16 protein-coding genes are annotated in these 17,728 nt (G+C 62.7%); 8 read left to right on the top strand and 8 right to left on the bottom strand.

Annotated features, from left to right (window positions below; all coding sequences use genetic code 11):
- Nucleotides 1–1,344 carry a sigma-54 dependent transcriptional regulator gene (locus PJE01S_RS17980; protein ID WP_068835021.1) on the bottom strand — a complete coding sequence of 448 codons (1,344 nt, stop codon included), beginning with the start codon at nucleotides 1,342–1,344 and terminating at the stop codon, nucleotides 1–3.
- Between the two features lie 10 nt (nucleotides 1,345–1,354).
- On the bottom strand, nucleotides 1,355–2,671 hold the full coding sequence (locus tag PJE01S_RS17975; protein ID WP_068835020.1) for an acetate kinase: 1,317 nt from the start codon (nucleotides 2,669–2,671) through the stop codon (nucleotides 1,355–1,357).
- 603 nt (nucleotides 2,672–3,274) lie between these two features.
- On the opposite strand from PJE01S_RS17975, the gene PJE01S_RS24645 reads away from it, so the two are divergent.
- The 7 genes from PJE01S_RS24645 (at nucleotide 3,275) to thiD (ending at nucleotide 8,955) form a co-directional block, all read left to right on the top strand.
- Nucleotides 3,275–4,456 carry a hypothetical protein gene (locus tag PJE01S_RS24645; RefSeq protein WP_084389623.1) on the top strand — a complete coding sequence of 394 codons (1,182 nt, stop codon included), beginning with the start codon at nucleotides 3,275–3,277 and terminating at the stop codon, nucleotides 4,454–4,456.
- Nucleotides 4,457–4,537: 81 nt separating this feature from the next.
- A complete protein-coding gene (locus PJE01S_RS17960) occupies nucleotides 4,538–4,915 on the top strand; it encodes a hypothetical protein (protein ID WP_084389622.1) in 378 nt (125 codons plus the stop codon).
- Between the two features lie 12 nt (nucleotides 4,916–4,927).
- A complete protein-coding gene (locus tag PJE01S_RS17955; protein ID WP_068835016.1) occupies nucleotides 4,928–5,620 on the top strand; it encodes a C39 family peptidase in 693 nt (230 codons plus the stop codon).
- Nucleotides 5,620–6,159, top strand: coding sequence for a hypothetical protein (locus PJE01S_RS17950; RefSeq protein ID WP_068835015.1), 540 nt, complete (start codon nucleotides 5,620–5,622; stop codon nucleotides 6,157–6,159). The genes PJE01S_RS17955 and PJE01S_RS17950 overlap by 1 nt, the downstream gene beginning before the upstream one ends.
- 446 nt (nucleotides 6,160–6,605) lie before the next feature.
- Nucleotides 6,606–7,445, top strand: coding sequence for a hydroxyethylthiazole kinase (thiM, locus tag PJE01S_RS17945; RefSeq protein ID WP_068835014.1), 840 nt, complete (start codon nucleotides 6,606–6,608; stop codon nucleotides 7,443–7,445).
- Nucleotides 7,433–8,104: a thiamine phosphate synthase gene (gene thiE / locus PJE01S_RS17940; RefSeq protein ID WP_068835013.1), complete on the top strand. Its 672-nt coding sequence runs from the start codon at nucleotides 7,433–7,435 to the stop codon at nucleotides 8,102–8,104. Before thiM ends, thiE begins: the two co-directional genes overlap by 13 nt.
- Nucleotides 8,101–8,955: a bifunctional hydroxymethylpyrimidine kinase/phosphomethylpyrimidine kinase gene (gene thiD / locus PJE01S_RS17935; RefSeq protein ID WP_068835012.1), complete on the top strand. Its 855-nt coding sequence runs from the start codon at nucleotides 8,101–8,103 to the stop codon at nucleotides 8,953–8,955. The genes thiE and thiD overlap by 4 nt, the downstream gene beginning before the upstream one ends.
- Here thiD and PJE01S_RS17930 read toward each other — a convergent pair.
- On the bottom strand, nucleotides 8,939–10,243 hold the full coding sequence (locus PJE01S_RS17930) for a purine-cytosine permease family protein (protein WP_068835011.1): 1,305 nt from the start codon (nucleotides 10,241–10,243) through the stop codon (nucleotides 8,939–8,941). The genes thiD and PJE01S_RS17930 overlap by 17 nt on opposite strands.
- A gap of 340 nt (nucleotides 10,244–10,583) precedes the next feature.
- Here PJE01S_RS17930 and PJE01S_RS17925 point away from each other — a divergent pair, with 340 nt between their 5' ends.
- Complete coding sequence (locus PJE01S_RS17925; protein ID WP_068835030.1) at nucleotides 10,584–13,052, top strand: DEAD/DEAH box helicase; 2,469 nt, start codon at nucleotides 10,584–10,586, stop codon at nucleotides 13,050–13,052.
- A 53-nt stretch (nucleotides 13,053–13,105) separates the two neighbouring features.
- On the opposite strand, the gene PJE01S_RS17920 is transcribed toward PJE01S_RS17925, so the two are convergent.
- The 5 genes from PJE01S_RS17920 to PJE01S_RS17900 all read right to left on the bottom strand — a co-directional run bounded on the left by PJE01S_RS17920 (nucleotide 13,106) and on the right by PJE01S_RS17900 (nucleotide 17,716).
- Nucleotides 13,106–14,206: an NAD(P)/FAD-dependent oxidoreductase gene (locus PJE01S_RS17920; RefSeq protein WP_068835010.1), complete on the bottom strand. Its 1,101-nt coding sequence runs from the start codon at nucleotides 14,204–14,206 to the stop codon at nucleotides 13,106–13,108.
- Between the two features lie 69 nt (nucleotides 14,207–14,275).
- A complete protein-coding gene (gene fdxA, locus PJE01S_RS17915) occupies nucleotides 14,276–14,605 on the bottom strand; it encodes a ferredoxin FdxA (protein ID WP_068835009.1) in 330 nt (109 codons plus the stop codon).
- An 83-nt stretch (nucleotides 14,606–14,688) separates the two neighbouring features.
- Nucleotides 14,689–16,002: a sulfate adenylyltransferase subunit 1 gene (locus tag PJE01S_RS17910; protein WP_068835008.1), complete on the bottom strand. Its 1,314-nt coding sequence runs from the start codon at nucleotides 16,000–16,002 to the stop codon at nucleotides 14,689–14,691.
- Nucleotides 16,002–16,934: a sulfate adenylyltransferase subunit CysD gene (gene cysD / locus PJE01S_RS17905; RefSeq protein WP_068835007.1), complete on the bottom strand. Its 933-nt coding sequence runs from the start codon at nucleotides 16,932–16,934 to the stop codon at nucleotides 16,002–16,004. The genes PJE01S_RS17910 and cysD overlap by 1 nt, the downstream gene beginning before the upstream one ends.
- Nucleotides 16,931–17,716, bottom strand: a complete 786-nt coding sequence (locus PJE01S_RS17900; RefSeq protein ID WP_068835006.1) for a phosphoadenylyl-sulfate reductase — start codon at nucleotides 17,714–17,716, stop codon at nucleotides 16,931–16,933. The genes cysD and PJE01S_RS17900 overlap by 4 nt, the downstream gene beginning before the upstream one ends.
- Nucleotides 17,717–17,728: the final 12 nt, after the last annotated feature.

The following is a 17,728-nucleotide window of genomic DNA, read 5'->3' as shown; positions in this document are numbered from 1 at the left end:
TTACTCGGCGCCTAGCGCGATGCCGTGTTTGTCCATGAGTCGGTACAGTGTCATGCGCGAAATGCCCAATTCGCGCGCGGCGTGGGTAATGTTGCGGTGAACACGGCCTAGGGTCAGTGCAATAGCGTCCCGTTCCGCCGTGGTGCGCGCGGCGTCTAGTCCGATACCGATGGCACTGCTTTCTACTGCCAGTCCTAGATCGGCAGGCGTGATTAATCGCTGATCAGTCATTACGATGGCACGCTGCACACGGTTGCACAGTTCTCGCACATTGCCTGGCCACCCATGAGACATCATGGCAGTCATGGCTTGCTGGCTAAAGCCTTCCACCCGTCTTTGGTGCTTGTCGGCCATGCAGCGCTGCAAAAAATGTTGTGCCAGTTCAGGCACATCGGACTTTCTTTCCCGCAGGGATGGCACCGCAAGAGGAAGTACGTTCAAACGGTAGAACAGGTCGTCGCGAAACCGGCCCGATGCGACGGCGTCTGCCAGATCCACGTGCGACGCCGCAATCACGCGGGCGTCGACATGCAGGTTGCGAGTGGAGCCAACACGATGAATGGTGTGCTCTTGTAGAAACCGCAGGAGGTTGGTCTGTAGTTCAAGCGGCAGGTCAGCGATTTCGTCCAGGAATATGGTGCCGCCACTGGCTGATTCGATCAGTCCTTGCCTTCCTGCCGTTGCGCCAGTGAATGAACCGCGCTCATGGCCGAACAGTTCCGAATGAATCAGGGACGGGGCGATTGAGCCGCAGTTGATGGCGATGAATGGCCCGCGGGCCCGCGGGGAACACTGGTGAATGGCACGTGCGGCAAGTTCTTTTCCGCTGCCGCTTTCTCCACCAATGAGTACCGGTACCTCGGTAACAGCTACCTTGCGGACCTGTTGCTGCAATCGCACTATCGCCGCACTGTGCCCGACCATGCCCATGCAGCCTGCGGTCTGCAGGTACTCATTGTCACGGCGACGCAATTGGGCACGGCGAAAGGCGTGGCCCAATGTGAGGTCGAGAATCCGCCAGTCCACCGGCTGCGTGTGGTAGTCAAAAAGGTAGCTCAAAACCAATTCGCGCAGGGCTGCCGAGTTGAGTGCTTCGGCGTGGCAAACGCCGACCCACTCCACATTGCGTAATAGGCGAAGACACTGTTCAAGCGAGCCCAGTCGCTCAGGGGGGGAATTTTTGAGCAACAGCACGCCAACCTGTGCATGCTGCTGCGCCTGGATGCGTTGCATCGTGGCAAGATCAGGCGAGGCCAGTACTTCCCAGCCACCTGCCCGCAAATGCTCGGTCACCTCGGAGGAGTGCTCCTCCCAACCGACGCAAAGAACCTTTCGCCGTTCCATGGCATTGCCTTCAGAATGACATCGGAATTCTGAAGGTCATGGTGAGGTCCGGAGAGTCACGCGTGAGGCCTGCACCAACCGTGACGCTAAACGCTGTCTTGTCGCTGTATCTGTACGAATAGCCCAGCAGCATGCTGGCTAGCTGGGTCCTTACGGAGCCTCGTACCGGCTCTCCGTTTTGACGTGTGCGGCCGACCGAGTTGAGCTCAACGCCCACGCTGAAAGATGATTTTTCGTTGAGTGCGAGGCCCATACCGAAATTGACGCCAAAGATACCGCCGGGCTCCACCGTACCGATAAACTCCCGCTCGCCGTTAAGTACCAGGCGACTCACATTGCTGCGCTTGAAGTTATAGGTGTAGCTGATACCCCCGAAGAAAACGGCGGGATCAGACGGGAACAGCCACGTCAGCCCCGGTTGCAAGGAGTAAAAGCCTGAGCCGGTAGGCAACTCCAGCGGTAAACCTGTTCCCGTTGTATTCCCAACGCAGCGCGTGACGCAGTCAGTGACAACGTCGAAAGGGTCTTTGCCTGTGCGAGACTTGAAGCGCAACGAGCCAATGACATATGGCCGATTCCCGCCTCCTTCGTTGAGCTGGTAGCGGGCCGCGAGTTCGATATCACCAAGGGCCCTGCCGCTGCTGTTGAACGCAGTGTCAGAAGCCGAATTTGTAAATACCTCGCGGCTGATGGTCGAGTCGGACCGGTACACGTACGGCAATCTGGCCTCCACCTCGAATCGATTGCTCAGGCCGTAGCGTGTCGTCAGGGCGCCCGTGATCGTGTTGCGCTTAACCTCACGAACATCTATCAGGCCTATCAGCAGCGCCGGAATAATGGTGAAGCCTACCAGCGCTACCCGATTGCTCGATGAATAGACGTACTGGACCGATGGCTCCAGTACGAATTTGCCTTTGGGCGTGAGAATCCCGGGCTGCTCAAACAATGGGGCTACGGATGGGGGTGAAGGCTCCTGGCTTGGCGCAACCCCTATGCGCACGGCTCGCTGGGACGTCTCTGTTGCGTTGCTCGTGCCCGCCGCCTCCATGGATGGAGCGGCACCTTCGATAGCCCCTGCGGCGGGGCGAGGCTCCTGGCCCAGTGCACGTTGCAATTCGCGGTGACGCGCCTCCTGTTCCGTCACGGCTTGTCTGAGTGCTTTAATCTGCTGGGCTTGCTCCGTGACCTGCTGCTGCAACTGTTCGATGCGCGTTTCTGCCGCATCATTGGCGGCCGGAACACCCTGTGCATAGGTCGCCGTAGCAGTCATGGCGAGCGCGGAACAGGCCAGGATGGCCGATGCTCCGTCACGGCGTGAATTGTTCATCGCGCCCTCCTTTCTTGCCACGGTCGCACGGCGTGGACCTTCTTTTTGCTTGCATGTAGCGTAGGTGCTCGTTGCACTTGACGGCAAGAAACAAGTTGTAAGCAAAAGTGATCTGTCGTATCGGGAGTGATGCACCGTCACACGCTTGATGCACTGCCAATCGATGTTGTCAGGCACAGAGAAAAACTGTGCCCATGGCGTTGCTCGTTGTTTTCCATGGCATCAGGTCAGGCGGCAGATGGACCCGCCGGTCACTGCCTTTTTACCGTGTAACAGCGACGTGACAGTGGCCGTCATGCATCGCCAACGCGTCTGCGGTGGTATTTGCACACAACCGCAAGGCCAAATTTCGAAGTGACAACAAACCTTGCTGCCATCAAGGTGGTGAAGCGACCGTCTCAAAACTGTGACAGTTTGGCGCTGAACTCCATCGCATTGACGTTATTTTCGACCTTCACATCAGGGGCAATCCTATTTTCCTCAGCAGCGCCGTGGGGTTACTTCGGGAAGGCAGAGGTTGGCATTGAAGTTGCTGACTTTCTAACGATTTGCGGTCACGCAATTCAACCAAGAAAGTTGTTCATTAATCAACAAGGAGGCTCCATGAAAAAGACACTTCTGGCTTCGGCGATCGCCCTTGCATTCGTTTCCGCATGGGCAAACCCGACCAACCACGGTACCAGCGGTACTACTACTGCAACGACCGGAAATCAAACCGCGACTGCTACCTCGACCCAAGGCGGAAGTGGGCCGCAGGCCAACGAGAATTCCACAGCAACGCAAAACAATTCGGATCAAGCCAACAACAAGAGTACCAACAATTCCGACAATAGCAGCAACAAGAATTCCGGCCAGGCGCTTGCCAGCGCTGCCCGGTCGGCAGCACTCAACAACGGCTCCACCGGTACGTTCAGCAACGCCTTCAACGTGACCACGGCCACGGCCACCAGTACCCTTAATGGCGTTGTCACCGGCAACACCGTGCATGGCTTGGGCAACTATGCCTACAACACCGGATCCGCTGCCGGAGGCACTGGCAATGGGGGCCACGGTGGCACGGGCAGAGGCGGTACCAGTTCCGGGACGGGTCTCGGTGGCAATGGCGCCGGCGGCGTAGGGGCAGTGGGGGCGACTGGCGGCAGTGCCTCCAATGGCGCCATCACCCACGGTAGCGCCACCAATGGCAGCGCCACGGCCGGTAATGGTGCTCTCGGCAGAGGTGGGTCCGCTGCGGGTAGCAACGGCAGTGGTCCATCAGCGGCCAACGGTGACGGCGGCGGCAATGGCGGCAATGCCAGTGGTGGCAACGCCAATGGCACTCTTAGCACTGCGGGCGCTAGCGGCTCGGGGGGCAATGGTGCCGCTGGCGGGGGCGGCGGGACTTCAACCGCAAATGGCGGTGGCGGCACCCGTACTGGCGGCGCAGGTACCGGCGGTTCTGGCGGATTGGCCAGCAACGGCAGCGCCACCAATGGTAGCGCCAGCAACGGCAGCAACACCGCCGGCAACGGTGGTGCCGGAGGCAGTGGCACGGGTGGCACCGGTGGCGCGGGCAATGGTGGTGTCAACACGGCCGCTGGCGGCACCGGCGGCGTGGGCCAGGGCGGCTCCGGCGGCGCTGGCGGTAGCAACAGCGTCAACGCGGGCACCTTCAGCATGGCCAACAGCATGACCAGCGTCGGGCAATCGGCGGCCGGCATCATGATCGCGAGCCAGAACAGCGGGATTTCCTCGTTGGTTCAGCAAAGCGTGAACATACAGGCCAACCTGGCGGTCGGCCGGTAAGCCAATAGCCGGCATCAATCGTGGCCCCGTATGCCAGGGTTGATGCCGGTTTTGCGCTAGCACGGATAGAAAGGGCACCCGATGAAAGCACTTCACATCTCTTGGCTCGCTGGCGCTGCATTGGCCTTGTTGTTGCCTGCCTCGCTGCTTGCGCAAACTCCGCAGGAACAGCAGGCCACACCAGGTGCCGCCGAGTACAGCGCCGGGCATGCCGGTTTCGGCAGGCCCGTCGGTACGGCCACGCTGGATGAGTATCGTGGCGGCACGGAGATCGTGCGCAACGACATGAGGCTGACCGGCACAACCGCCGGCAACACCGCCATCAATGTGGTGACCGGCACCAATACCATCAGCGCCGGCGCGTTCTCCAACATGAGCGGGATGCCGTTGGTGATCCAGAACTCCGGCGCCAACGTGTTGATCCAGAACGCCATGATTCTGCACCTGCAGATGAATTGACTGGAGGACATCATGCGTTGCCCGCTGTGGTCCCTGGCGTTCATGGCTGCTGTGGTGACACTGCCAGCCATGGCCGGAGAGCCGTCGGCTTACTTTCCGTCGATGGGTGGCGGTGATGTCTCCATACCTGTCACCAGCATCCGGCAGGCCCGCTTGGCCGGAACATTGCTGCAGCAATACGATTTCAGCTGCGGTTCGGCCGCTGTGGCCACGCTGCTGACGCACCATTACGCTTACCCTGTGAGCGAGGGGGCCGTCTTCGAATACATGTACAGAAACGGTGATCAGCAAAAAATACAGCGCGAAGGTTTTTCACTGCTCGACATGAAACGCTTCTTGCATGCGCAAGGCTTCGAGGCGGATGGGTTTGAGCAAGCGCTGGACAAACTGGCCGAGGCACGTGTGCCTGCCATCGTGCTGATCAACGAGGGCGGATACCAGCATTTTGTCGTGATTAAAGGGCTGCGCGCAGGCCGCGTGCTGATTGGCGATCCCGCAAATGGCACACGCGCCGTTGCGCGCCCGGTTTTCGAGGCCAGCTGGCAAAGCCGCCTGCTGTTCGTCATTCACAATCGCATGGAATCTGCGCACTTCAATAGGGCGGCCGACTGGCGCGTCGCACCCCAGGCGCCGCTGGCGGCCGGGGTCAACCGGGATGGCCTTGCGGGTGTGACGATGCCTGCGCTAGGTCCGGGAGATTTCTGATGAAACCGTTGCTGCATGTGCGTGTTGACCTTGACCGTTGGCTCGCCGCCGGTCTGTGCGGTCTGCTGTTGGCTGGCGCCAGCCAGGCACAAAATATTCCGCAGCAGCCGTACCAGGAGTCGGTATGGCTGGCTGTCAGCGACCGTGCACTGGATCAGCTGCGCGGCGGCTTCGACCTGGGGGCAGGTCTTGTGGTGTCCTTCGGCATTGATCGCGCGGTCTTTATCAATGGCCAACTGATGGCCTCCACGGTCCTCCAGATAGGCGACGTTGCCAAACTCACATCGGCGCAGGCCGCGGTGTTGGGGCAGCAAATCATGTCGCAGGTACGCGTGGTACAAAACGGTCCGGGCAACACGGTGGATCCGGGCGCAGTGACCGTGCCGTTGGCGATGGTTATCCAGAACACGCTGGATAGCCAGACCATCCGCAACCAGACCGTGATCCAGGCGACTACCAATGGCTTGGGCATTCTGAGGGGGCTGAACCTCGAAGCGACGATTAACGAATCGATTGCCAGGGCCATAGGAGGCCGATAGGGCCGTGCTTGAGGCAGATCTTCTGCAGGATTCAGCTTCCCGTGGTTTTGGGCACAGGCGGGGCATGAAGGTATAAAACGGCAGAAGACTTTCCAGCTTGCCATCACGGCCGTTTTCAGATCAACCCGAATCCCAATCATCGACACGGATTCCCGTGGGAATTCTGGCGCAACGCTATTTCACAGTGCAACGCCTGCCATCGGGTCGATCGCGCGGGTTTTGGGGCATTTTTCTTCGGGTATCGGGCGAGCGTCGATACCACGCTGCACATCGTTCGTGGCGATGTCTTTGGGTCGCTCGCAGGCTGGCGTTACGCCATAATCGCCAGCGGCAAAGCATTTGGAACAGGCGGATTGGGCTGGAATTGAACGATGCCCGTTCGCTTGGCCTCAGGGTTCCGCATTTTCTACCACCGATCCTGTCCGTGTTCTTGCCCCAAGGAAAAAATGGCTTTCAAACTTTCTGCTTCTGATCTCTGGTCCGATGTTGTGGCTGTGCGCGAACGTTCACCGCTGGTGCACAGCATCACTAATTTGGTGGTGATGGGCTTCAATGCCAACGTCCTGCTGGCTGCCGGCGCCTCTCCTGTCATGGCCCATGCCCATGAGGAAGTGCGTGACATGGCGGGCATCGCTCAAGCGCTGGTGCTCAACATTGGCACCCTGGATTCGTATTGGGTGGACAGCATGAAGCTGGCGTTGGTGGTCGCTGCACAGCGCGGAATTCCCTCAGTGCTTGATCCCGTGGGGGCTGGTGCCACGCCATACCGGAACCAGGCGCTGGAGAGTCTGTTTGCCATCGCGTTGCCCACCGTGATTCGCGGCAACGGCTCTGAAATCATGAGTACCGCGGGTGCCACCGTCAAAACGCGTGGTGTTGACAGCAGCGCAGCCGCCAATGACGCACTGGGCGCTGCCCAAGCGCTGGCGGGGCGTACCGGAGGTACTGTATGTGTGAGCGGTGAGATTGACCACGTGTTTGATGCCCGGCGGCGCTGGGCCCGCCTTTCCAATGGTCACGCATGGATGACGCGAATCACCGGGGTGGGCTGCTCGGCCACGGCACTCATAGGCGCGTTCTGCGCCGTGCAGCCCGATGCCTGGCGCGCCACCACGGCGGCCATGGCCTTTCTGGGCGTGGTTGGTGAGGTGGCGGCCGAGAAGGTGCAGGCACACGGTTTGGGTGTGGGCAGCATGGCGGTGAGCCTGCTTGATGAACTGCAACTTCTGGAGCAGGCTACGTTTGAGACGCGACTCAGGCTGGAGTTGGCAACGTGGCAAGACTGAACCCTGATGTTTTGCGGCTGTACCTGGTCACCGACCGGTCGCTGATGCGTGGCCGGCCGCTGGCCGAGGTGGTGGCTGCCGCCGTACAGGGCGGCGTCAGCTGCGTGCAGTTGCGCGAAAAAAACCTGGGAACGCGTGAGTTTCTGGCGCAAGCCCTGATGCTGAAAAAGCTGCTGGCGCCGCACCGTGTGCCGCTGGTGATTAATGACCGTATTGACATCGCGCTGGCCTGCGGTGCCGAGGGCGTGCACCTGGGCCAGGGCGACCTGCCGGTGGATGCGGCGCGCAAATTGCTGCCGCCCGAGGTTTTTATCGGCTGGTCCGTCGAGTCCATGGACGATGTGGCGCAAAGCGCCGCGCTGCCCCTGGACTACCTTGGCGTGAGCCCGGTCTTTGCCACGCCGACGAAGCTCGACACCAAGACGGTCTGGGGCCTGGAGGGCCTGGCTGTGGTTCGCACCGCCACCCGCTTGCCCTTGGTGGCCATAGGCGGCATTCATGCGGGCAATGCGCGCGAGGTGCTGCGGTCGGGGGCCGACAGCCTGGCCGTGGTGAGTGCGTTGTGCGCGGCGGGCGATCCACATGCCGCCGCCGCAGGCCTGCGGGCATTGTGTGATGATGAATTGAAGGCGCGGGAAAGCCGGAGGGTGAATGGATGACTAACGAGGTTTTTGAATTTGAGTACCCCCGGGTGCTGTCTATAGCGGGCTCCGACAGCGGCGGTGGCGCCGGCATTCAGGCCGACCTGAAAACTTTTGCGGCGCTGGGCTGTTACGGCATGACGGCGATCACGGCCCTGACCGCTCAAAACACGCGGGGGGTGCGGGCGATTCACGGCGTCCCGCCCGAGATGCTGCGCGACCAGATTGATGCGGTGGTCGAAGACATTGGCTTGCATGCCGTGAAGATAGGCATGCTGCATTCCCCCGAGATTGTGCAGACGGTGGCGGAGGCGATTGACCGCCATGCGCTTCCGAACGTGGTACTGGACCCGGTCATGGTGGCCACCAGCGGGGCCGTGCTGATCGACAACCCTGCCATTGCGGTACTGGTTCGTGAACTGTTTCGACGTGCGGCCGTGGTCACGCCGAATCTGGACGAGGCTGCCTTGCTGGTCGGCAGGCCACTGGACAGCGAAGAAGCGATGGCATTGGCCGCCAAAGAGCTGCTGGCCATGGGCGCACCGGCGGTGCTGCTCAAGGGCGGCCATCTGGCCGGTGAGGTCGTGAGTGACTTGCTGGTCACGCAACAGGGTGAATCGCACTGGATGCGAGCGCCGCGCATTCACAGTGCCAACACCCATGGCACGGGCTGCACGCTGTCGTCAGCGATTGCCGCACACCTGGCGCTGGGCGCCACCTTGCTGGAGGCCGTGCAGGCGGCGCATGCCTATGTGCGCGGGGCGCTGGCGGCTGGAGCCAAAGTGCGCACCGGCGCGGGCAGCGGGCCCTTGAACCACGGCCACGCGCCACAGGCCATGCGGCTCAAGCCGATCAAGCTGCCGCGCTGACGCCCGAGTCGATGGAGCGGGCGCGGGTCGCCCATGCCAGTACAAAAGTCAGCACCAGCGTGGGCAGGGCCGCGCCCCAGCTGGGCGCCAGTTGGGCGCACAGGTGGTAGCAGGCCACGCCCAGCAGCCAGATGATCACGGCGCTGTAGTTCACGCGGCGTTCAGTCACCAGCGAGGCCACATGGTCCTGACCGGCCAGACGCGCCAGAATGACGCCGTAGAGCGGCACAAACACCGAGCTGAGCATCAGCAAGAACGGCTCCAGGCTGTGCATGGGCAACACCAGTGCCAGCGCGGTGCACAGCACGGCCAGTGCCATGCCCCAGCGCCGCACACTCCAGCCGGGCTGCAGGCTGTGGCCGGCCACCGAGCCCGAATAGAGGTCGCCATAGGCGTTGTCCACCTCGTCGATCAGGATCAGGCCCAGGGCGATTAGCCCGCCTTGCGCCAGCAGCAGCGCGGCGACCATATCCGTGCTGGGCGTCGTGAGCGCCACCAGCAGACCCAGCGCATAGCACCAGATGTTGGCAATGGCATAGCCCAGCCAGGTGCCGCGCAGCGCGCTGTTGCCGTTGCGGCCATGGCGCGCAAAGTCAGCCACCAGCGGCAGCCAGGAGACGGGCATGGCGATCACCAGGTCCAGGGCCGACAGCGTGCTCATGCCACCCGCGCCGGGGCGATACCACAACTCCGCCAGGCCTTGAGCGCTGGCTCGGGAAAGAAATTGCCAGCTTAGCCAGCACAGCGACGCGATCACCAATGGCAGGCCATAACGGCCAATGAACTTGCGCACCAGCTTGATCATGGAGCCCGCCAGCAAGGAGAGCAGGACGCTGCCCCAAAGCAGCGTTGTCAGCAAGGGCCACAGGGCACCCGCAAAACCGCCTGACTGGCGCGCGATGGCCAGCGTGCCGTCACGCATGACGACCAGCTCGAAGGTCGTCCAGCCGATCAGCTGCACGATGTTCAGCAGCACGGGCAGCCGCGCGAAGTGGCTGCCGTAGGTGGCGTGCATCAGGCCGGCGCTCGACAGGCCGCTGTCGCAGCCGATTTTGGCGGTCCAGGCCAGCAGACCGGCCCCCAGCACGGAGCCACAGATGATGACGGTGAGGGCCGCCTGGGTGCCTAGCGCCGGCACCAGGTAGGCGCCGACCTGCATGACAAGAAGACCCACGCCCAGACTGAGCCAGAGCGCTGCATGATCGCGCCAGCCAAACAGGCGATCACCTTGGGGCAGCGGTGTGAGCGCGGTGTTGCCACTGGTAGAAGACAAGGGCGTGGAGGCCATCAACCGTTCCGTTCATATTAATGGCAGGTCGGCTGGCCAGACACCCGGCTCGAATGGCGGAGTGACTGGCGCATGCTTCCCTGCGCGAGGATTACCTCAATCAGGTTCAAAGGGACTTTCTCAGTCACCGCCCATAGCCATAACCATGGCGGCAACACCCCCAGCGAAAGTGTTCTTTCGAACACAGCGCAAATTGTAGAGCCGATTGGGACATCGGTTTTTGAGCGGGGGCGGGGCGAAAAACCGGAGGAGGGCGTGGACAATGGCGCCCATGCCGCTCCGCAAGAACACGCCAGATCCAGGGCTTCACGCCGGCGAGGATGTTGCCGCCAGCGTGGCCATGGTGACGGGCCGGTTTCGCCCGCGCCTGACGCTGCAAACCCTGACGCGCGGCGACGGCTTGCTGGGCATGAAGCCCTGCGGCCCGTTTGGCGCCCGCGGCGACAGTGTTACCGTGGTGCAGGTCGACTGGACCTATGGCACCCGCGATGGCCTGCATTGGGAAACACCGGCGCCTTCCAGCGTGCTCAATAGCCGCGCCGCAGCGATCCAGCCGCTGAGAAACAAGCAAGGCCAGCGGGTCAGCCTGCGGCGCGACTTGCCTGCGGAAGCCGAAGCCATGGATCGTGTGTGGGCTCTCGGCCTTTACCCCGTGCCGGCAGACTCCCTGCAGTGGCGCAGCGAGGAGATGGCGGTCGGCCATGAACACCTGTGGTCGCTGGTGCAGGAAGAATTTTTTTGGGATTTTTGGGCCGATCAGCTGCCAGCCCTGCAGGCGCAGGGCTGGGCCGTGGTGGTCCGTCCCGGATTTGCGCATGAGAGCGTGGCCGTGGATGCCTGGCGCCTGATTCTCAGCCCCGATACCGGTGAGGTACTGGGCAAAGAAGTCGCAGCGCCCATGCGTGGTCGCGCACCCGTGGTGAGCGCCTTGGGCTTGCCGGCGCGCGAAGGCTCGTGGTTGCTGACGCTGGGTGTCGAGGTGGCTGGGGACACGCTGGACCTCGCGCCCTTGCTGGCCGATCTGCTGCGGCGTGATCATCGCTGGCTCAATGCCCGGCAGGTGTTTGCCATTGACGACCAGGCCCTGATTCAGCTGCGTGCACCCGGCGGCAAACGCATAGAGGCGCCCGCGGCCTTGCTGAAGGCCATTGTGGGCGCCATGCTGGACTTGCTGACCGACCCGCAGCGCGTGGAAGGCCCGCTGCGACTGTCGGCCTGGGATGCCTGGCGTCTGGAGCTTCTGGATGCCGGCGCTGTTCGCTCCGGCCTGCATGATGCCTGGCAATGGCAGGGCGATGCCGGGCTGCGCCAGTTGGCGCAGCGGCTGCAGGGAACGGGTGGTCCGCCGCCGGTGGCATCGCCCGCAGGCCTGGGCGTCACGCTACGGCCTTATCAGCGTCACGGCGTGGCCTGGCTGCAGTATCTGCGCGCGCAGCAACTCGGCGGCATTCTGGCTGACGACATGGGGCTGGGTAAAACCGCGCAGGCGCTGGCGCATTTGCTGATCGAAAAGCAGGAAGGGCGGGCGACCTGGCCTTCGCTGGTGCTGGTGCCGACCTCGCTGGTGTTCAACTGGCAGGCCGAGGCCCGGCGCATGGCGCCCGGTTTGCGTGTGTTGACGCTTCAAGGCCCGGGGCGGTCCGAGGATTTTTGCCGCATGGCCGGGCATGACGTGGTGCTGACCACCTACCCCCTGTTGTGGCGTGATATCGAGGTGCTGGCCCGCCAGCCTTTTCATCTGCTGATTCTGGATGAGGCGCAATGGGTGAAAAACGCCGCCGGCCGTACGGCGCGCGCATTGCGAAGCCTGCAGGCCCGCCACCGCCTGTGCCTGACCGGTACACCGCTGGAGAACCATCTGGGCGAGCTCTGGGCGCAGTTTGATTTTCTGATGCCGGGTTTTCTGGGCGATGCGCGCAGCTTTGCGCGTCTGTGGCGCAAACCGATAGAAACCAACGGCGAAACGCTGCGGGCCCAGTTGCTGGCGCAGCGTGTGCGGCCGTTTATCCTGCGCCGCCGCAAGGATGAGGTGGCCACAGAGTTGCCAGCGCTCACCGAGGTCATCAAGAAGGTGCAACTGCAGGGCCGTCAGCGGGCGCTGTATGAAAGCGTGCGCGTGGCGGCCGATGCGCAGGTGCGCCGGATCTTGCGGCGCAACAGCTTTGCCGGTGCCCAGATCACCATCCTCGATGCGCTGCTGAAACTGCGCCAGGTCTGCTGCGACCCCTACCTGCTCAAGGGCGTGAAGCCGGTCAGGAGCATGCAGCGCGCCAAGCTGGAACTGCTGCGCCTCATGCTGCCAGAGCTGCTCGCCGAAGGCCGGCGTGTGCTGGTGTTTTCGCAATTCACCGCCATGCTGGCGTTGATTGAAGCCGAGCTGCAGGCCTTGCAACTGCCCTGGCTGTCGTTGACCGGTGACACCCCGCCGCCGAAGCGCGGCGCACTGGTGCGCCAGTTTCAGCAAGGGGCGGTGCCCATCCTGCTGGTCAGCCTGAAGGCCGGCGGCGTGGGGCTCAACCTCACGGCGGCCGACACCGTGATCCATGTGGACCCCTGGTGGAACCCGGCCGCCGAGCAGCAGGCCACGGCGCGTGCCCACCGCATCGGGCAAGACCAGCCGGTGTTTGTTTACAAGTTGGTGGTCGAGGGCAGCATCGAAGAGCGCATTCTGGAACTGCAAGCCCGCAAGACGGCGCTGGCCGAGGGCGTGCTGGGCAGCGACAGCGCCATGGCCGGCAAGTTCACGCCTGAGGACCTGCACGCCTTGCTGGCACCGCTAGACCCTCCCACGATCATGGACTCCGATTGAGGCGAAAAAAAAAGCCCGCGGGGTGCGGGCTTTTTGGCGGGCGAGGGCAGGGCTCAGTCGAAGACTGGCGATTCCACACCCAGCACCTTGTGCAGCTTGGGGCTGGTGGTGGTGTATTGCAGGTGGATCTTCTTGTCCGGGAAGATGAAAGGCGCCGCGCCAAAGGCGGCCAGCGCGCATTCATGGAAGCCGCTCAGGATCAGCTTTTTCTTGCCGGGGTAGGTGTTGATGTCACCGACCGCGAAGATGCCCGGAATGTTGGTCGAGAACTTTTCGGTGTCCACCTGCAGCTGCTTGCGCTCAATGTCCAGGCCCCAGTCGGCGATGGGGCCGAGTTTGGGTGACAGGCCAAAGAAGACCAGCAGCACATCCAGTGGCACCACACGCGTCACGCCGTCAGCGCCGGTGACTTTCGCACCGGTCAGCTTGCCGTCTTTTTCTTCGTAGCCCGTGACCTGGCCGATGATGAATTGCATCTCGTACTGGTCGCACAGTTCTTTCATTTTGGCCACGCTGGAAGGCGCAGCCTTGAAGCCGTCGCGGCGGTGGATCAGGATCACGCTTTCGGCCTTGTTCGGGCCTTCGGCCACGAAGTTCAAGGTCCAGTCGAGCGCCGAGTCGCCGCCGCCGACGATCACCAGGTTTTTGCCGGCAAAGTCTGCCGGATTCTTGACGCGGTAAAACAGCTGGCTGTCGTTGAACTGGTCCAGACCGTCCACGCGCAGCAGCTTGGGCTGGAAAGCCCCCACGCCAGCGGCAATGAAAATGGTCTTGGTCAGAAACTTCGTGCCCTTGGAGGTTTCGACAAAAAAGCGGCCATCGGCCTGCTTTTGCACCACGCTGACTTCCTGGCCCAGGTGAAAGGTCGCGCCAAAAGGCTCGATCTGCTTGAGCAGGCTGTCGGTCAATTCCTTGCCGGTGCACACCGGAACCGCGGGAATGTCATAGATGGGCTTGTCGGGGTAGAGCTCGATGGGCTGGCCACCGGGGTAGGCCAGCGAGTCGATGATATGCGCCTTGATATCGAGCAGGCCCAGTTCAAACACCTGAAAAAGGCCCACAGGGCCGGCGCCCACAATGACGGCATCGGTTTCGATGGGGCCGTCGTGCTGGGCCGCGGTGTTGATCACTTCTTGGTTCAGTTGAGGTTCCATGTTTTTCAGGCTTGCTTTTTAAATACGGCTCGGGGAGCGGTTCAGGACAGGCGGCGTACGGGACGGGTGTCAGCGCACCAGTTCAGACCGCTTATCGGTCTTGTCTTTCCACTCTTCGGCATCCGGCAGGGCATCCTTGCGCTTGGTGATGCTCTTCCAGCCCGCGGCGCGGCTCAGGTCGGCGTTGATCTTGATGAAGTCCAGCTGGTCGGCCGGCACGTCTTCCTCGGCATAGATGGCGTTGACCGGGCACTCGGGAATGCACACCGCGCAGTCAATGCACTCGTCGGGATCGATCACCAGCATGTTGGGGCCTTCGCGGAAGCAATCCACGGGACAGACATCGACACAGTCGGTGTACTTGCAACGGATACAGGATTCGGAGACGACGTGTGTCATGGTGTTGTTGGCTAATCGGTGGAAACCCTCAATTTTAAGAGGTTTCCGGTAACAGGGTTAAGAGGGGCTTGTTATATGAAAAATCAAAGAATCAGCGCGGCGCCAGAAGTCTTGTGCGAGGCCGTATCGACCAGCACCAGCGAGCCCAGGATGCGTGAACGCGCATAGGGCAGGGTGGCCAGGGGCTCCTGCAGGCTCAGCTGGATATGGCCGATGGCATTGGGCGGCAGTTCGCTGGCGTCTTCCTCGGCCAGGGTATTGACATCGAGCTTGTGCACGATGCGCCTGACCTTGGCCTTGACCCAGCGGTGGCCGTGCAGCGCCCAGTAGACGCGGCCCGCGACCAGCGGCTCGTCGTCCATCCAGGCTATGGTGACCGACAGCTCGCGCGAGGGCGTAAAAGTGTCGGGGGCCAGCAGCCAGTCGCCGCGCGACACATCGACTTCGCGGTCCAGCACGATGCCGGCGCTGTGGCCGGCCGCAATGGCCTTGGGCTGGCGTGCATGGTTCAGCACCTGCGCCACCACGGCGGTCTGGCCGCTGGGCAGCACGGTCACGGTCTGGCCGGCTTGCACGCCACAGGTGGCGACACGGCCCCAGAAGACGCGCCGGCCCTGGGAGGTGTCGGACGAGGAGGAGAATTTTTCGACCCATTGCACCGGGAAGGCAAATGATTCGTTGGCCTCCGCGTGCGTCGCCGGCAGGTGTTCCAGCAGCTCCAGCAGCGACGGGCCCGCATAGCCGCACCAGCCGGGCAGGGCATCGACCACGTTGTGGCCTTTCAGGGCCGAGACGGGCACGGTGGCCTGGACCGGGATTTTCGCGGCTTCGGCAAAGGCGCCGAGCGCGGCGTGAATGTTGTTGAAGGCCAGCGTGGAGTCTTCCACCGCGTCGAGCTTGTTCACCGCGAACACGATGGTGGGCACGCGCAGCAGGTTCACCAGCAGCGAATGGCGGCGCGTTTGCGGCAGCAGCTCCAGCTGCGGGTTTTTCCAGTCGAGCTTGGTGGCGTCGACCAGCACCACGGCGGCGTCGGCGCTGGAGGCGGCCGTGACCATGTTGCGGGTGTACTGCTCGTGACCCGGCGCGTCGCCGATGATGAACTTGCGGTGCTCGGTGGCGAAGTAGCGGTAGGCCACGTCGATGGTGATGCCCTGCTCGCGCTCGGCCGAGAGGCCATCGGTCAGCAGGGCCAGGTCGGTCTCGCCGCCGCGCTGCACGCCGGCCAGGTGGTCCTGCAGCACCGCGCGGCTATCCACCAGCAGGCGGCCGATCAAGGTGCTCTTGCCGTCGTCGACCGAGCCGCAGGTGATGAACTTCAGCGCGGGCTTCAGGTCATTCTGGTCTGCAGCCCCTGCTGCTTGTGCGCCACCAGCTATCAAATCAATAGTGCTCATCAGAAATACCCGTCTTTCTTGCGCTTTTCCATGGAAGCGTCGGAGGTTTTGTCGTCCATGCGCGTGGCGCCGCGCTCGCTCACGTCGGCGGCCAGCGTCTCGATCACGATCTCGGCGGCCGTGGCGGCCGGGCTGTCGACCGGGCAGGTGCAGGTGATGTCGCCGACCGTACGGAAACGCACGGTCTTTTCAACCACCTGTTCGCCATCGCGCGCCGGCGTGAGTTCGGTCACCGGCACCAGCAGGCCCTTGCGTTCGACCACCTTGCGCTGGTGGGCATAGTAGAGCGAGGGCAGCGCAATCTGCTCGCGCTCGATGTACTGCCACACGTCGAGTTCGGTCCAGTTGGAGATCGGGAACACGCGAAAGTGCTCGCCGGGCTGCAGCCGGGTGTTGAACAAGGTCCAGAGTTCCGGGCGCTGGGCCTTGGGCTGCCACTGGCCGAAACTGTCGCGGTGCGAAAAGATGCGCTCCTTGGCGCGGGCTTTTTCTTCGTCGCGGCGCGCGCCGCCTATCAGCGCATCGAAGCGGAACTCGTCGATGGCTTCCAGCAGCGTGACCGACTGGTGCACATTGCGCGACTCGCCGGGGTGCGCCAGGCGCACGGTGCCGCGTTTCATCGAGTCTTCAACGTTGCGCACGATCAGCTCGGCGCCGAGTTCCTTCGCACGCAGGTCGCGGAAATCGGTCACTTCGTGGAAGTTGTGGCCGGTGTCTATCATCAGCAGCGGGTAGGGGATGCGGCCGACGCCAAAGGCCTTCTCGGCGCACTTGAGCATCACCAGCGAGTCCTTGCCGCCCGAAAACAGCAGGGCCGGGCGTTCAAAAGCAGCGGCCACTTCGCGCAGGATGAAGATGGTTTCTTCCTCGAGCGCATCGAGGTGGGCATTGCTCAGCTTGGCCAGCAACTGGGGTTCGGTTCGGGCGTTCATGCGGGTATCTCTCGGATGGGAATGATGCTGGACAGGGGCTCGAAAGCGGCGGGCTCCTGCGCTTCGTGGGTGCCGTCAGCGGCAACGTGCAGGCCGCACTCCTTGGCGCTTTCCTGCTCCCACCACCAGCGGCCCGAACGGAAGTCTTCACCCAGCGTGACGGCGCGGGTGCAGGGCGCGCAGCCTATGCTGGGGAAAAACTGGTCGTGCAGCGGGTTGTAGGGAATGGCGTTGAGCGAGATGTAGTGCCACACGTCACCCCAGGTCCAGTCGGCCAGCGGGTTGACCTTCACGCGCTCGGCCTGCTGCTCGATGTCATGCACTTCGGCGCGGGCGCTGGACTGCTCGCGGCGCAGGCCGGTCAACCAGCCGTTTTTGCCGGCCAGGGCGCGCTCCAGCGGCTCCATTTTGCGGATATGGCAGCATGCCTTGCGCAATTCCAGGCTTTTGTACATCGCATCCGGGCCGTTCGTCTGCACGAAGGCCGAGGCGGCGCTTTCGACCGGGCGATAAATATCCACCTTGCGCTGGTAGCGCTCTTCGATGCGGCCCACCAGCGCCAGGGTTTCGGCGTGCAGCATGCCGGTGTCCAGCACAAAAATACTGCAGTCAATACCAGCTTCCTGCAGCAGGTGGGTCACCACCATGTCTTCGGCGCCCAGGCTGGAGGCCTGCGTGAGCGGGGAATAGGTCGCTGCGGAAGATTTCAGCAGTTCCAGGCTGTGCGCGAGTTTCTGCGCGAAATCCGGCGAAGCCTTGGCGTAAAGGGAAATGGCACCCATGCTCGTACTTTC

This window comes from Polaromonas jejuensis NBRC 106434, from assembly GCF_001598235.1.
Classification (GTDB): domain Bacteria; phylum Pseudomonadota; class Gammaproteobacteria; order Burkholderiales; family Burkholderiaceae_C; genus Polaromonas; species Polaromonas jejuensis.
This window is presented reverse-complemented; position numbering and strand designations above follow the sequence as displayed.

Excerpts from the sequence above, each read along its gene's own strand:
- PJE01S_RS17980 (WP_068835021.1), bottom strand. The coding sequence starts at position 1,344 with ATGGAACGGCGAAAGGTTCTTTGCGTCGGTTGGGAGGAGCACTCCTCC.
- PJE01S_RS17975 (WP_068835020.1), bottom strand. The coding sequence starts at position 2,671 with ATGAACAATTCACGCCGTGACGGAGCATCGGCCATCCTGGCCTGTTCC.
- PJE01S_RS24645 (WP_084389623.1), top strand. The coding sequence starts at position 3,275 with ATGAAAAAGACACTTCTGGCTTCGGCGATCGCCCTTGCATTCGTTTCC.
- PJE01S_RS17960 (WP_084389622.1), top strand. The coding sequence starts at position 4,538 with ATGAAAGCACTTCACATCTCTTGGCTCGCTGGCGCTGCATTGGCCTTG.
- PJE01S_RS17955 (WP_068835016.1), top strand. The coding sequence starts at position 4,928 with ATGCGTTGCCCGCTGTGGTCCCTGGCGTTCATGGCTGCTGTGGTGACA.
- PJE01S_RS17950 (WP_068835015.1), top strand. The coding sequence starts at position 5,620 with ATGAAACCGTTGCTGCATGTGCGTGTTGACCTTGACCGTTGGCTCGCC.
- thiM (WP_068835014.1), top strand. The coding sequence starts at position 6,606 with ATGGCTTTCAAACTTTCTGCTTCTGATCTCTGGTCCGATGTTGTGGCT.
- thiD (WP_068835012.1), top strand. The coding sequence starts at position 8,101 with ATGACTAACGAGGTTTTTGAATTTGAGTACCCCCGGGTGCTGTCTATA.
- PJE01S_RS17930 (WP_068835011.1), bottom strand. The coding sequence starts at position 10,243 with ATGGCCTCCACGCCCTTGTCTTCTACCAGTGGCAACACCGCGCTCACA.
- PJE01S_RS17925 (WP_068835030.1), top strand. The coding sequence starts at position 10,584 with ATGGTGACGGGCCGGTTTCGCCCGCGCCTGACGCTGCAAACCCTGACG.
- PJE01S_RS17920 (WP_068835010.1), bottom strand. The coding sequence starts at position 14,206 with ATGGAACCTCAACTGAACCAAGAAGTGATCAACACCGCGGCCCAGCAC.
- fdxA (WP_068835009.1), bottom strand. The coding sequence starts at position 14,605 with ATGACACACGTCGTCTCCGAATCCTGTATCCGTTGCAAGTACACCGAC.
- PJE01S_RS17910 (WP_068835008.1), bottom strand. The coding sequence starts at position 16,002 with ATGAGCACTATTGATTTGATAGCTGGTGGCGCACAAGCAGCAGGGGCT.
- cysD (WP_068835007.1), bottom strand. The coding sequence starts at position 16,934 with ATGAACGCCCGAACCGAACCCCAGTTGCTGGCCAAGCTGAGCAATGCC.
- PJE01S_RS17900 (WP_068835006.1), bottom strand. The coding sequence starts at position 17,716 with ATGGGTGCCATTTCCCTTTACGCCAAGGCTTCGCCGGATTTCGCGCAG.